Source organism: Streptomyces sp. Rer75 (genome assembly GCF_013414305.1).
Lineage (GTDB): Bacteria > Actinomycetota > Actinomycetes > Streptomycetales > Streptomycetaceae > Streptomyces > Streptomyces himastatinicus.
This window is the reverse complement of record NZ_CP058693.1, coordinates 1,310,238-1,322,406: the sequence shown is the minus strand read 5'-3', so window position 1 is coordinate 1,322,406 and position 12,169 is coordinate 1,310,238. Positions and strand designations below refer to the sequence as shown.

The 12,169-nt window shown below is 72.3% G+C and carries 16 protein-coding genes; 7 read left to right on the top strand and 9 right to left on the bottom strand.

The window, feature by feature from the left end:
* Positions 1–48: 48 nt before the first annotated feature.
* A complete protein-coding gene (locus HYQ63_RS04925) occupies positions 49–921 on the bottom strand; it encodes an undecaprenyl-diphosphate phosphatase (protein WP_179932691.1) in 873 nt (290 codons plus the stop codon).
* A gap of 186 nt (positions 922–1,107) precedes the next feature.
* Positions 1,108–1,812: a TVP38/TMEM64 family protein gene (locus HYQ63_RS04920; RefSeq protein ID WP_179932690.1), complete on the bottom strand. Its 705-nt coding sequence runs from the start codon at positions 1,810–1,812 to the stop codon at positions 1,108–1,110.
* Positions 1,813–2,025: 213 nt separating this feature from the next.
* Here HYQ63_RS04920 and HYQ63_RS44335 point away from each other — a divergent pair, with 213 nt between their 5' ends.
* The 3 genes from HYQ63_RS44335 to HYQ63_RS04910 all read left to right on the top strand — a co-directional run bounded on the left by HYQ63_RS44335 (position 2,026) and on the right by HYQ63_RS04910 (position 4,364).
* Positions 2,026–2,148 (top strand): hypothetical protein, encoded by a 123-nt coding sequence (locus HYQ63_RS44335; protein WP_257231622.1) that lies wholly within the window; start codon positions 2,026–2,028, stop codon positions 2,146–2,148.
* Between the two features lie 103 nt (positions 2,149–2,251).
* On the top strand, positions 2,252–3,436 hold the full coding sequence (gene tuf / locus HYQ63_RS04915) for an elongation factor Tu (protein ID WP_179939759.1): 1,185 nt from the start codon (positions 2,252–2,254) through the stop codon (positions 3,434–3,436).
* Between the two features lie 79 nt (positions 3,437–3,515).
* Positions 3,516–4,364: a spermidine synthase gene (locus tag HYQ63_RS04910; protein ID WP_179932689.1), complete on the top strand. Its 849-nt coding sequence runs from the start codon at positions 3,516–3,518 to the stop codon at positions 4,362–4,364.
* Between the two features lie 43 nt (positions 4,365–4,407).
* Here HYQ63_RS04910 and HYQ63_RS04905 read toward each other — a convergent pair whose 3' ends face one another.
* Together HYQ63_RS04905 and HYQ63_RS04900 are read right to left on the bottom strand one after the other, a co-directional pair.
* The gene (locus tag HYQ63_RS04905; protein ID WP_179932688.1) at positions 4,408–5,700 is read right to left on the bottom strand and encodes an MFS transporter; all 1,293 of its coding nucleotides are present in this window, start codon (positions 5,698–5,700) and stop codon (positions 4,408–4,410) included.
* 58 nt (positions 5,701–5,758) lie between these two features.
* Positions 5,759–6,829 carry a hypothetical protein gene (locus tag HYQ63_RS04900; RefSeq protein ID WP_179932687.1) on the bottom strand — a complete coding sequence of 357 codons (1,071 nt, stop codon included), beginning with the start codon at positions 6,827–6,829 and terminating at the stop codon, positions 5,759–5,761.
* Between the two features lie 84 nt (positions 6,830–6,913).
* Here HYQ63_RS04900 and HYQ63_RS04895 point away from each other — a divergent pair, with 84 nt between their 5' ends.
* The gene (locus tag HYQ63_RS04895; protein WP_179932686.1) at positions 6,914–7,366 is read left to right on the top strand and encodes a DUF4442 domain-containing protein; all 453 of its coding nucleotides are present in this window, start codon (positions 6,914–6,916) and stop codon (positions 7,364–7,366) included.
* A 182-nt stretch (positions 7,367–7,548) separates the two neighbouring features.
* Entirely contained in the window at positions 7,549–8,238 is a 690-nt protein-coding gene (locus HYQ63_RS04890) for a DedA family protein (RefSeq protein WP_179932685.1), read from the top strand.
* A 23-nt stretch (positions 8,239–8,261) separates the two neighbouring features.
* On the opposite strand, the gene HYQ63_RS04885 is transcribed toward HYQ63_RS04890, so the two are convergent.
* Positions 8,262–8,807: a gamma carbonic anhydrase family protein gene (locus HYQ63_RS04885; protein ID WP_179932684.1), complete on the bottom strand. Its 546-nt coding sequence runs from the start codon at positions 8,805–8,807 to the stop codon at positions 8,262–8,264.
* Between the two features lie 40 nt (positions 8,808–8,847).
* Complete coding sequence (locus HYQ63_RS04880; RefSeq protein ID WP_179932683.1) at positions 8,848–9,714, bottom strand: EamA family transporter; 867 nt, start codon at positions 9,712–9,714, stop codon at positions 8,848–8,850.
* A gap of 115 nt (positions 9,715–9,829) precedes the next feature.
* Between HYQ63_RS04880 and HYQ63_RS04875 the strand changes: the two genes are divergently transcribed.
* Together HYQ63_RS04875 and HYQ63_RS04870 are read left to right on the top strand one after the other, a co-directional pair.
* Positions 9,830–10,402, top strand: a complete 573-nt coding sequence (locus HYQ63_RS04875) for a helix-turn-helix domain-containing protein (RefSeq protein ID WP_179939757.1) — start codon at positions 9,830–9,832, stop codon at positions 10,400–10,402.
* A gap of 44 nt (positions 10,403–10,446) precedes the next feature.
* On the top strand, positions 10,447–11,001 hold the full coding sequence (locus tag HYQ63_RS04870; protein WP_179932682.1) for a YbaK/EbsC family protein: 555 nt from the start codon (positions 10,447–10,449) through the stop codon (positions 10,999–11,001).
* 194 nt (positions 11,002–11,195) lie between these two features.
* Here the strand turns inward: HYQ63_RS04870 and HYQ63_RS45555 are convergent, their stop codons facing one another.
* From HYQ63_RS45555 to HYQ63_RS04855, 3 genes are all read right to left on the bottom strand, one after another.
* Positions 11,196–11,378 carry a hypothetical protein gene (locus tag HYQ63_RS45555; protein WP_306664809.1) on the bottom strand — a complete coding sequence of 61 codons (183 nt, stop codon included), beginning with the start codon at positions 11,376–11,378 and terminating at the stop codon, positions 11,196–11,198.
* A gap of 41 nt (positions 11,379–11,419) precedes the next feature.
* Complete coding sequence (locus HYQ63_RS04860) at positions 11,420–11,830, bottom strand: CoA-binding protein (protein WP_179932681.1); 411 nt, start codon at positions 11,828–11,830, stop codon at positions 11,420–11,422.
* A 122-nt stretch (positions 11,831–11,952) separates the two neighbouring features.
* On the bottom strand, positions 11,953–12,156 hold the full coding sequence (locus tag HYQ63_RS04855) for an MbtH family protein (protein WP_123103458.1): 204 nt from the start codon (positions 12,154–12,156) through the stop codon (positions 11,953–11,955).
* Between the last annotated feature and the right edge of the window lie 13 nt (positions 12,157–12,169).

The window sequence follows — 12,169 nt, the reverse complement described above, 5'->3', positions numbered from 1 at the left end:
TCCTCCCTCCTCGGCCGGCGGCCCATCCCTCCCACGTGAAGCTGAAGGTCAGCCCGCCGACTCGGCCGCGTGCGCGCTCAGCACGTCGAAGGCGATCAGGGCGAACAGTGCCAGGCCCAGCAGGATCCGGTAGATCACGAACGGCATGAAGCTCTTGCTGGAGATGAACTTCATGAACCAGGCGATGACGGCATAGCCGACGACGAAGGCGATGACGGTCGCGAAGAGCGTCGGGCCCCACGCGGTGTGTCCCTGGGACGCGTCCTTGAGCTCGAAGATCCCGGAGGCCAGTACGGCCGGGACGGCGAGGAGGAAGGAGTAGCGGGCCGCGGCCTCGCGGGTGTAGCCCATGAGCAGACCACCGCTGATGGTCGCGCCGGACCGGGAGACACCGGGGACGAGCGCCATCGCCTGGCATATACCGAAGATCAGTCCGTCCCGGACGCTCAGTTCCTGGAGCGACTTGCGCTGCTTGGCGACGCGGTGCTTGCCGCCCGTCTCGTCGCGCGCGGCCCGCCGGTCCGCGTAGCCGAGGACGACGCCCATCACGATGAGGGTGGTGGCGATGAGCCGCAGATCGCGGAACGGGCCCTCGATCGCGTCCTGAAGTGTGAGGCCGAGCACACCGATCGGGATCGAGCCGACGATCACCAGCCAGCCCATCTGGGCATCGTGGTCGCCGCGCCACTCCTTGTTGAACAGGGAGCGGAACCAGGCGCTGACGATCCGGGCTATGTCCTTGCGGAAGTAGATGAGCACCGCCAGCTCGGTGCCTATCTGGGTGATGGCCGTGAAGGCGGGGCCAGGGTCGTTCCAGCCCGCGAAGGCGGCGGTGAGGCGCAGATGGGCGCTGGAGGAGATCGGAAGAAACTCGGTCAGCCCCTGGACCAGCCCGAGGATGAATGATTCAAACCACGACATTGCGTCTACGCTATCCAAAGGCTGATCATGCGCTGCTCCGGGGCATGCCGGAACAGGCGGGGCGGCCGAGGGGAAGGCCGATGGCCGGGGACCGGCAACCGGTTGTGGTGGCAGCGTAGCGTCCCCGGGTGGACGGCCTGCCAAGGGCCCGGCCCGAGGGCCGGTTCAGCGGTGTGGGCCATCAACTCACGCGCCCCGCAGGCGGCCGCGCTTGCGCCAGGCCACGAACAGCCCGCCCAGGGCCGGTACGGCGATGCAGGCCAGCGCGATGAGGAAGACGGGCGAGGTGGGCGTGGCCGCATGGCCGCCCGCCACCACGTACGCCGCCGTGTTCGGCACACAGCCGAGCCCGGTCGCCAGCAGGAACGCGGGCCAGCCCATCCGTGAGATCGCCGCGCAGTAGTTCGCGGCGGCGAACGGCACGCCCGGGAAGAGCCGGATCGCCAGCATCGAGCGAAAGCCGTGCCGACTCAGCTGCCGGTCCGCCGCGCCCAGCCAGCGGCCCCGCAGCAGCGGGCGCAGCGCGTCCTGCCCGAGCAGTCTGCCCAGGCCGAAGGAGATTCCGGCGCCGAGCACCGTACCGGCGACGGCCGCGGCGAGGCCGACCTGGGCGCCGAGGAGCACGCCCGCCGCCAGGTTCAGCAGCGGCCTGGGCACCAGCGCGGCGGTGCACAGCCCGTACGCGGCCGCGAACAGCACCACGGCCGCCGCCCCCGACAGCTGTGGCGGCCAGCCGTCGGCCAGCAGCCGGTGCGGCTGCCACACCCACACCGCGGTCGCGGCACCGGCCAGCAGCGCGGCGAGCAGCCCCAGCCGTGACCACGGCGAGAACAGCACGGCGCGGGCGCGGCGCACGGCCGGTTTCGGGGCGGGGGCGGCGACATCGAGCATCGGGGGAGCGTAACCGACCGGGCCGCGGGCACGCTGTGATGTCGTTCGCTCGTCGGCTGGTTGTCGACGGGCCGATACATGGGACGGCCGCACAACGACCTCCCGGACACCAGGGGTTCGCATGCGCCGCACCCGCCCCGCACGCCACGAAAACCATTCGACGGGGACTGAACGGTGCGCAATGATCACGGCATGTTCCGGTATGCCTTCCTCATGACGACGTCCGCGGTCGCGGACGCTCCGAAGGCTGCCGCCGACTTCTCCGCCACCGCCGCAGCCGTATTCGCTGCCGCTGTGGCCGTGACAGCCGACCACCTCGACGGCGCTCGAAGCTGACCCTCCTCGGACGACTCCGACGGACCCCACCGGGGGAGGGTCGGCCAGGCCCCGGGGTCCGCGTTTCCCTTGTCGTTCCGAGGAGGAACAACCCATGTCCGCCATGCCCAAGACGGTCAAGCAGACCTACGTGCGCACCAAGCCGCATCTGAACATCGGCACCATGGGCCACGTCGACCACGGCAAGACCACGCTCACGGCCGCCATCACCAAGGTGCTCAGCGAGCGCGGCTCCGGCGGCACCTATGTGCCGTTCGACCGCATCGACCGGGCGCCGGAGGAGGCCGCGCGCGGCATCACCATCAACATCGCGCACGTCGAGTACGAGACCGACACCCGGCACTACGCGCACGTCGACATGCCCGGCCACGCCGACTTCATCAAGAACATGGTGACCGGCGCGGCCCAGCTCGACGGCGCCATCCTCGTCGTCTCGGCGCTCGACGGCGTCATGCCGCAGACCGCCGAACACGTGCTGCTCGCCCGCCAGGTGGGGGTCGACCACATCGTCGTCGCCCTCAACAAGGCCGACGCGGGCGACCCCGAGCTGACCGACCTGGTCGAACTGGAGGTGCGCGAGCTGCTGTCCGCGCACGGCTACCCCGGCGAGACCACGCCCGTCGTACGGGTCTCCGGACTGCGCGCCCTGGACGGCGACCCGCGCTGGACCGGTGCGATCGAGGCGCTGCTCGACGCCGTCGACATCTACGTGCCGACGCCGGTGCGTTACACCGACGCCCCGTTCCTGCTGCCGGTGGAGAACGTGCTGACCATCACCGGCCGCGGCACGGTCGTCACCGGCGCCGTCGAGCGCGGCACGGTGCGCGTCGGCGACCGCGTCGAGGTGCTCGGCGCGGACGTGACGACGGTCGTCACGGGCGTCGAGACCTTCGGCAAACCCATGGAGTCCGCCGAGGCCGGGGACAACGTGGCGCTGTTGCTGCGCGGGGTGGCGCGGGACGCGGTGCGCCGCGGCCAGGTGGTCGCCGCGCCCGGCAGTGTCGTACCCCGGCGGCGCTTCACCGCGAGCGTGTACGTGCTGTCGGCGGCCGAGGGCGGCCGCCGCACCCCGGTGGTCACCGGCTACCGGCCGCAGTTCTACCTGCGTACGGCCGATGTGGTCGGCGAGGTGGACCTCGGGGCCGCCGGGGTGGCCCGCCCCGGTGACACCGTCACCCTGACGGTAGAGCTGGGCCGCGCGGTACCGCTGGAGCCGGGGCTCGGCTTCGCGATCCGCGAGGGCGGCCGCACGGTGGGCGCGGGCACGGTGCTCACCGTCACCCCCTAGAGACCGGCTCCCGCTCGCCCGCCCCCGCCGGGGAGGGCGAGCGGGAGCCGTGGCCCGCCCGGGACGGCACAATGGGACGGTGAACGAGCCGATACCCGTGACCCGGAACGTGGACCACGGCACCGCCAAGCTGATGCCCGACCTGGACCGGCCGCGCGCCTGGCTGCTCACGGTGGACGGCGCACCGCAGTCGTACGTCGACCTGGACGACCCCGGCCACCTGGAGTTCGAGTACGCGCGCAGGCTCGCCCACGTCCTCGACGCGACCGCCGAGCCCGGCGCGCCCCTCGACGCCCTGCATCTGGGCGGCGGGGCGCTGACCCTGCCCCGCTATCTGGCCGCCACCCGGCCCGGCTCCCGGCAGCAGGTGATCGAGGCCGACGGCGGGCTGCTGGAGCTGGTCGCCGAGCAGCTGCCGCTGCCGCCCGGCGGCGCGGGCATCACGGTGCGCCGGGCGGACGCCCGCGCGGCGCTGGAGGCCGCGCCCGACGCGTCCGCGGATGTCGTCGTGGCCGATGTGTTCGGCGGGTCGCGGGTGCCCGCGCATCTCACCTCCGTCGCGTACGCGCGCGCCGCGGCCCGGGTGCTGCGCCCCGGGGGCGCTTACGCGGCGAACCTCGCCGACAGCGCTCCGTTCACCTTTCTCCGCTCCCAACTGGCCACGTTCCGCAGCGTGTTCGTGGAGGTGTGCCTGATCGCGGAGCCCGCGGTGCTGCGCGGCCGCCGGTTCGGGAACGCGGTGTTGGTGGCCTCGCAGAGCGAGCTGCCGGTCGGGGCGCTGGCGCGGCGTACCGCGGCCGACGCGTTCCCGGCGCGGGTGGAGTACGGGGCGGCGCTGGAGCGGTTCATCGGCGACGCGGCGCCGGTGCGGGACGAGGACGCGGTGCCGTCGCCGGAGCCGCCGGGCGGCGCGTTCAGCGTCGGCTGACGGTTCGCCGTACGTGCCGTCGTGTACGGCGCGTACGGCGGGCTCAGCGGTCCGGCGCCGCCGTCAGCTCGGCGGCGGGCATCCCCTCGGCGACCGGCTTCGGTTCGCGGCGCCGCAGCCGCCGTACGTCCGGTACGCACAGCACCGCCAGGGTCAGCAGCAGGATCAGCGCCGAGCAGCCCCACAGCGCGGTGGTCCGCCCGAAGGCGCTCTCGGCCGGGCCCGCGAGGGCGGTGGCCACGGGGACCATGGCGATGGAGCCCAGCCAGTCGTACGCCGCCACCCGGGACAGCTTGTTCTCGGGGATCTCCTGGTGCAGCGCGCTCATCCAGGACACTCCGAACACCTCGACCGAGGCCCCGGCGACGAACATCACCGCGCACAGCGCGGGCGCGGACAGCGGGACGGCGAGCGCGGCCGACGGCAGGGAGAACGGCAGCACGCACAGGGTGCCCGCGAGCAGCAGCCGCCGCGGTCTCCAGCGCATCATCGTCAGCCCGCCGACGACGGTGCCCGCGCCGAACGCCGCGAGCGCGAACCCCCAGGGCCGCGCGCCGCCCAGATGTTCCTCGGCGACCAGCGGCCCGTACACCGCCTCGGCCGCGGCCACCACGGCGTTGACGACCGAGAACTGGACCACGATGGACCACAGCCAGGGCCGGCCGATGAACTCCTGCCAGCCCTCGCGCAGATCGCGCAGCATGCCGCCGCCGGGTTCGCGCGGCGCGATGTGGCTGACGTCGAGCAGCGCGCGCAGCGCCCCGGCGACGGCGAAGGCGGCGGCGTCGATGGCCAGCACCCAGCCCGGACCGACGATCGCCACCAGCGCGCCGCCGAGCGCGGCGCCGCCGATCTGCGAGCCGTTCAGGCCCATCCGGAACAACGCGAAGGCGCGGGCGGACTGTTCGGAGGTGACGCTGGAGAACAGCATGCCCTCGGCGGCGGGGCCGAAGAACGCCTGGCCGATGCCGCCGAGCGCGGCGAGCGCGGCCATCTGCCACAGCCGCGCCTCGCCGGAGAGCACGAGCACCGCGAAGAGGCCCTGCGAGGCGCAGTTGAGGGCGTTGGCGGCGACCATCACCCGGTGCCGCGGCAGCCGGTCCGCCAACGCGCCGCCGATCAGCAGGAAGGCGACGAGCGGCAGGGTACGGGCCGCGGCCACGAGCCCGACGTCGCCGCCGTCGCCGCCCGCGTCCAGCACCGCGAACGCCGCCGCGATGAGGGCCCCGGAGTTTCCCAGGCCCGTCACCACCGCGGCGGCGGTCAGCAGGGTGTAGTTGCGACCCGCCCAGGCGGGGCGGTGCGGTCGGGGACGCGGGGCCGGGGGAGTGGTCACGCAGCGGACTATCCCTGGGGGCGGGCCCCGGCGTCCAACCCAATTCCGGCCGCGTCGATCAGAAGCCCTCGGACTTCACCGGACGCAGCGTGCTCATGATCTTCTTGATGGTGGCGTCCGAGACCTCGTCCTTGACGCCCTTGGCGGAGTAGAGCACCCAGGTCGCGTAATCGCCGTTGATGTCGGTGTAGGTGACGGTGACCGCCTTGCCGTCCGTGACGCACTTGTCGGTCTTCTTGACGCCGGTGACCGTCGCCGTGGCCGTGTGGCCCTTCAGCCCGTGGTCACTCTTGAACGGCTTGGCCTTGGTGACCTTGCGGGTGCCGGTCTCGTGCTGGTCGAAGCCGGCGAAGACCCAGTTCTTGGCCTCGGTCTCGGCGGCTTCGGCCTGGGTCTTGGCGCCCTGTGCGCCCTTGGTGCCGACTCCGGCGATGCCGCTGGTGTTCTCCTCGCCGTCGTCGTCCGTGACCGTGCAGGCCTCTTCCTTGTACTTGGCCGGGGCGGACATGATGACGAGCGGGTTGCCCTTCTCGTCCTCGAAGCCGATGCTCAGGTCCGGCTTCTTCACCGTCCAGTTGGCGGGCACGTCGAAGGCGTCGTGCCGCTTGGGGTTGACGACCGTCTTCCAGCCCGGGATCACCGGCTTCACCTCGGCCGCGTCGCCACCGGCGCGCGGGTTGTCCTCCTCACCGGCGGAGGGGGCCTCGGCCGGGTCGGAGGAGGCGGCGGACGAGGAGGCGCCGGGCTTCTGGCCGTCCTTGGCCTGGTCGTCCCCGCCGTCGTCCTGGTTCAGGAGGACGGCGCCGGTGATCACGGCCGCCGCGACGACCGCCACCGCGGCGACGATGGCGATGGTCGCCGTGCGCTTCTTCTTGTCCTGTGGCGGCTGCGGCGCCCCGGCCGGTCCGGAGGATGTGTTCCAGCCGTGTGCGGGCTGGTTCTGCTGCGGCCCGTAACCCGGCTGCTGCCCCGGCTGGCCGGGGTAGCCCGGCTGTGGCTGCTGATACGGATTCGGCTGCTGGTAACCCGGCTGCTGGTAAGGGTTGGGCTGTTGATACCCCGGTTGCTGATAGGGATTCTGATCCTGCGGGTTCTGCTCGCCCCCGGGCGGCTGCTGTCCTGGCCACATGGCCGATAACGATAGATGGGGTCGCGGGCGGCGGCTACGGCCGCCCCTTTCCCGAGTTTTCTACTCGGTGGTAACTTCCAGGTCATGTCAGAGACCCTGCCGTCCATCGGCGACATGCTCGCCGCCACCGTGCCCATGGTCCGCACCCTGAACCTGGAGTTCGTCGAGGCGTCGGCCGAACGCGCCGTGGTGCGCCTGCCCGACCAGCCCGACTTCCACAACCACGTGGGCGGACCGCACGCGGGGGCGATGTTCACCCTGGCCGAATCCGCGTCCGGCGCGGTCGTGCTCGCCGCCTTCGGCGACCAGCTCCAGCGTGCCGTGCCGCTGGCCGTGCGCGCCGAGATCGACTACAAGAAGCTCGCCAAGGGGCCGGTTACCGCGACCGCCCGGCTCGGCCGGCCGGTGGCCGAGGTGGTGGCCGGACTCGACGCGGGCGAGCGCCCCGAATTCCCCGTACGGATCGAGATCACGCGCGAGGACGGAGCGGTCACCGGGGAGATGTCCATCACCTGGACGCTGCGGCCGCAGGGCTGAGGACCGGCCTCCGTCCCCCTCGTACGGGGGTATGTCCCCCTCGTACGGAGCCGTCCGGCGAGCCGGTGTGGCCGGGACCACCCATCGTGGAATGTGGCGGACGCGCCGATTGAGTACGCTTCCCGGGTGCGCTCGATCGGGCGTGCGCCGACCATGGATCGGCATACGGGAGGGAACCGGCGTTGCACATCGAGGAATGGCTCGAAACCGTACCCGCGATCAGTGTGTATCTGCTCGTCGGCCTGGTCATCGGCCTCGAAAGCCTGGGCATCCCGCTCCCCGGAGAGATCATCCTCGTCACCGCCTCGCTGCTGGCGGCCTCGCAGGATCACATCAACCCCTACATCCTCGGCAGCTGCGCCATCGCGGGTGCCGTGATCGGCGACTCCATCGGGTACGCGATCGGCCGCAAGGGCGGTCAGCCGCTGCTCGCCTGGCTGGGCCGCAAATTCCCCAAGCACTTCAGCGCCGAGCATGTGGCGAGCGCCGAGCAGTCCTTCCAGAAGTGGGGCATGTGGGCGGTCTTCGTGGGCCGCTTCATCGCGCTGCTGCGCATCTTCGCGGGCCCGCTCGCGGGCGTGCTGCGCATGCCGTACTGGAAGTTCGCCATCGCCAACGTGCTCGGCGGCATCGTCTGGGCGGGCGGCACCACCGCGGTCATCTACTCCGTCGGCAAGGTCGCCGAGGACTGGCTCAAGCGCTTCTCCTACCTCGGGCTCGTGGTCGCCCTGTGCTTCGGCCTCGGCTCGATGCTGCTGATGAAGTGGCGTACGAAGAAGGCGCAGCAGAAGGCCGCGCAGCAGCCGGTGGCGGCCACCGCCGGGACCGGCGCCGAGGCGGCCGAGCCGGAGCCCGTCCCGGCCGCCGAGTAGCCGCTTTCGTCACTCCTGGTCCGTCACTCCTGACTGGCCCGCTCCTCCGTCGCCGCGCGGTGGTGGCGGGCCAGTTCCACATAGCCCTCGGCGTTGAGCCGCACGTGCTCCCGCTCCTCCTCGGTCAGCTCGCGCCGGACCTTCGCCGGAACCCCCGCGACCAGCGAGCCCGGCGGCACCCGCATCCCCTGCGGAACCAGCGCCTGGGCGGCGATCAGCGAGCCCGCACCGATGTGCGCGCCGTTCAGGACCGTGGCACCCATGCCGACCAGGACGTCGTCCTCGACGGTGCAGCCGTGCAGCACCGCGTTGTGGCCCACCGTCACCCGCTCGCCGACGGTGGCCGGGAAGCCGGGGTCGGCGTGCACGGTGCAGTTGTCCTGGATGTTGCTGTGTGCGCCCACGCTGATCGACTCGGCGTCCCCGCGCAGCACGGCGTGGTACCAGACGCTCGCTCCCGCGGCCACCGACACATCGCCGATCACCACGGAGGTCGGGGCGGTGAACGCCTCCGGATCGACCTTCGGCTCCTTGCCGCCCACTCCCGCGATCAGCGCCCGCTCCGCCACTGCCGTCTCCTTCGGTCCGCGAACTCTCGTCCCCGGCACGTTAGCCCGTCGTCAGCAGCACGGTGCCCACCAGGGCGAGCCCGGCACCGGTCGCCTGCACCGCGCGCAGCCGCTCGCCCAGCAGCCCGCGGGCGGCGAGCGCGGTCACCACCGGGTACAGCGAGGCGAGGACGGCGGCGATGGTGACCGGTCCGGAGTGGGCGGCCAGGTTGTAGGTGCCGTTGGCGGCGACGTCGGCCAGCCCCACGAAGGCGAGCGCGGGCAGGGACGCCGCGACGACGCGCAGGCCGCCCTCGGGCAGTGCGGGGGTGCCGCGCCGTACGGAGATCAGCAGCGCGGTGCCGCCGACCACCACGTTGCACACCCGCTGCACGAACAGCGCGAGGAACAGCCCGGTCAGGGTGGTGGACGCCTCGGCGATCAGCGCCATCACCGAGCCGAAGCCCAGTGCGGCGACCAGGGTGAGCAGCAGGGTCTGCCGCTGGACGGGGGCTCCGCCGGTCTGCGGCCCGCCGGCCAGGACCACCCCGGCCACCGCCACCACGACCCCGGCCAGCTGGAGCAGTCCGGGCCGCTCGCCGAGCACGATCGCGACCGCGAGCGGCACCATGACCCCGCCCAGGGCGCCGAGCGGGGAGACGACGCCCATCGGGCCGAGCGCGAGCGCCCGGTAGAAGCAGAGCATGGCGGCGGGGCCCACGACGCCCGCCGCCGCGGCGAACCACAGCTGCGGCCCGGCCTCGGACCAGCCGCCGGTGGCCACCACGATCGCGCCGAGTACGGTCACGGCGATGACCTGCGAGACGACGACCACCGTGAGCGCGGGGGTGCGCCGGGTGAGCAGCCCTCCGCCGAAGTCGGCCAGCCCCCACATGAGGCTGGTGGCAAGAGCGAAGAGTGCGGACATGGAGAGACCTCGCCGTACAGTGTGATGGACGCTGGAGTACACCCCACCGTAGTTCACTTTGTTCGACTATGCCATTCACGATAGTGGACGGCCCCTGATGATGGACGGGATGCCCGTGACGGACCTCGATCAGCTCACGCAGTCGCTCGCCCGCAACCTCAAGCGCTGGCGCAACGAACGCGGCTACACCCTCGACGCCCTCGCCGCCCGCGCCGGGGTCAGCCGGGGCATGATCATCCAGATCGAGCAGGCCCGTACGAACCCCAGCGTCGGCACCACCGTGAAGCTCGCCGACGCCCTCGGCGTGAGCATCACGACGCTGCTCGACTACGAGCAGGGACCCCAGGTGACCTTCGTCCCCGCCGACCAGGCCGTGCGGATGTGGTCCACCGAGGCGGGCAGCTACACCGCGCTGCTGGTGGGCACCGAGGCGAACGGGCCGCTGGAGATGTGGGACTGGCTGCTGATGCCCGGCGACGGCAGCAACTCCGATCCGCACCCGGTCGGCACCTTCGAGCTGCTGCGGGTGACCGCGGGCGAGCTGACCCTGGTCGTCGGGGACCGGACGTACACCGTACCGACCGGAACCTCGGCCGCCTTCGAGGCCAACACCCCGCACACGTACCGCAACGACGGGGACGTACCGGTGGAGATGACCATGGCGGTGTCGGTGCCGCCCGCCCGCTGAAACGCGGGCCTGCGCACCCCCTCCGGCCTGCTAGCTTGAGCCGCATGCCTACCCCGATGGATGCCTTCGACGAGGTCCGTCCCGCCGTGGAGTGCCTGGACCTGCTGACCGCCCCGGTGGCCGCCGCGCTGCGCGACTGGCGCGGCACCGACCCGGTGGAACAGGTGCTGTACGTGGACACCGACCCGGACAAGGCGGACACCGCCGTGCTCGTGGAGAACTACGGCTCCTGGCTGCTGGAACAGTCGGCCAACTGCGTGGTGGTGGCGGGGAAGCGGGGCGGCGAGGTCACGCTCGCCGCGTGCCTGGTCCTCGCCCACACCCGCGCGGACGTCAACGGTGTCGTACGCCGCCATCTGGGCGCCCGCAAGGCGTCGTTCGCGCCGATCGAGACGGCGACCGGCGAGAGCGCGATGGAGTTCGGCGGCATCACCCCGATCGGGCTGCCCGCCGACTGGCCGCTCCTGCTGGACGCCGCCGTCGCCGACATCCCGTACGCGCTCATCGGCAGCGGCAGCCGCCGGGGCAAGCTCATCGTGCCGGGCAAGGTGCTCGCCGGGCTGCCGGGCGCGGTCGTGCTGGAGGGGCTCGGCGCGTAGCGGTCGAGCAGCGGTCAGCCCTGGCGCCGGGACGGGTCCAGCGACAGCGCGATGGAGTGCTCGGCGAAGCCCAGGCTCCGGTACAGCTCCTCGGCGCCCTCCGTGGCATGCAGATCGACGCGGGTGACGCCCTGCCCGGCGAACCAGTCGAGCAGCGCCTCCGTCGTGGCGCATAAAACAGTGCGCGCAGCGCTTCAGTTGAGGGTGGTGGGGGGAGACGGGCGGGTGTAACCGCGGCCCTGCCGCCGCGCGGCCTCCTCGGCGCTCGCCTCCCAGGGGCCCGGCTCGTCCTCGCCGTGCATCGCGAGGAACATCAGCCGGCGCAGCCGGACCAGCTCGGCGGCGTCGGCGGGGCGGGCGGCACGTATCGGGATCATGGGGCGAAGCTAGCCGCCGGGCCGCGCCGCCCCCAAACCCTTTACCGGCCCAGCCGCGGGAGCTCGATGGCGGGGCAGCGGTCCATCACCATCTCCAGCCCCGCCGCCCGGGTCCGCTCGTACGCCGCCGGATCGACGACGCCGAGCTGGAACCACACCGCCTTGGCGCCGATCTCCACCGCCTGGTCGGCGATCGGACCGGCCAGCTCGGAGTTGACGAACACATCGACCACGTCGACCGGGAACGGGATGTCGGCGAGCGTGGCGTACCCGGGCTCGCCGAGCACCGTCTCGGCCTTCGGGTGCACCGGCACCACGCGCTTGCCGTGGCGCTGGAGCACCCCGGCCACGCCGTACGCCGCGCGGGCCCGGTTGGACGACAGGCCGACGACCGCCCAGGTGTCTCCCAGCTCGTCCAGGATCGTGCGGATCGTCGCTGCGTCGCCGTACATGGATTCCTCCTGCGGGTGCGGTGTCCGGCCTCCTCGGGCGGAAACGGACACCGCGCCCCGGAGATTCCCCGGCGCCCCGGAGATTCCCCGGCGCGCCGGGTGCCTGATGACGGGGGGAGGGGTCAGGAAGCCGAGTCGGCCATGCGCTCGCGCAGGCTACGGGGCCTCATGTCGGTCCACACCTCGTCGACGTAGGCGGAGCACTCGTCCTTGGTGCCCTCCTTGCCGACGGTCTGCCAGCCGTCGGGGACGTCGAGGTCGGCGGGCCACAGGGAGTACTGGTCCTCGTCGTTGCGGAGCACCTGGAAGCGGGCGTTGTCGTCCATGAGCTGTTTCTCC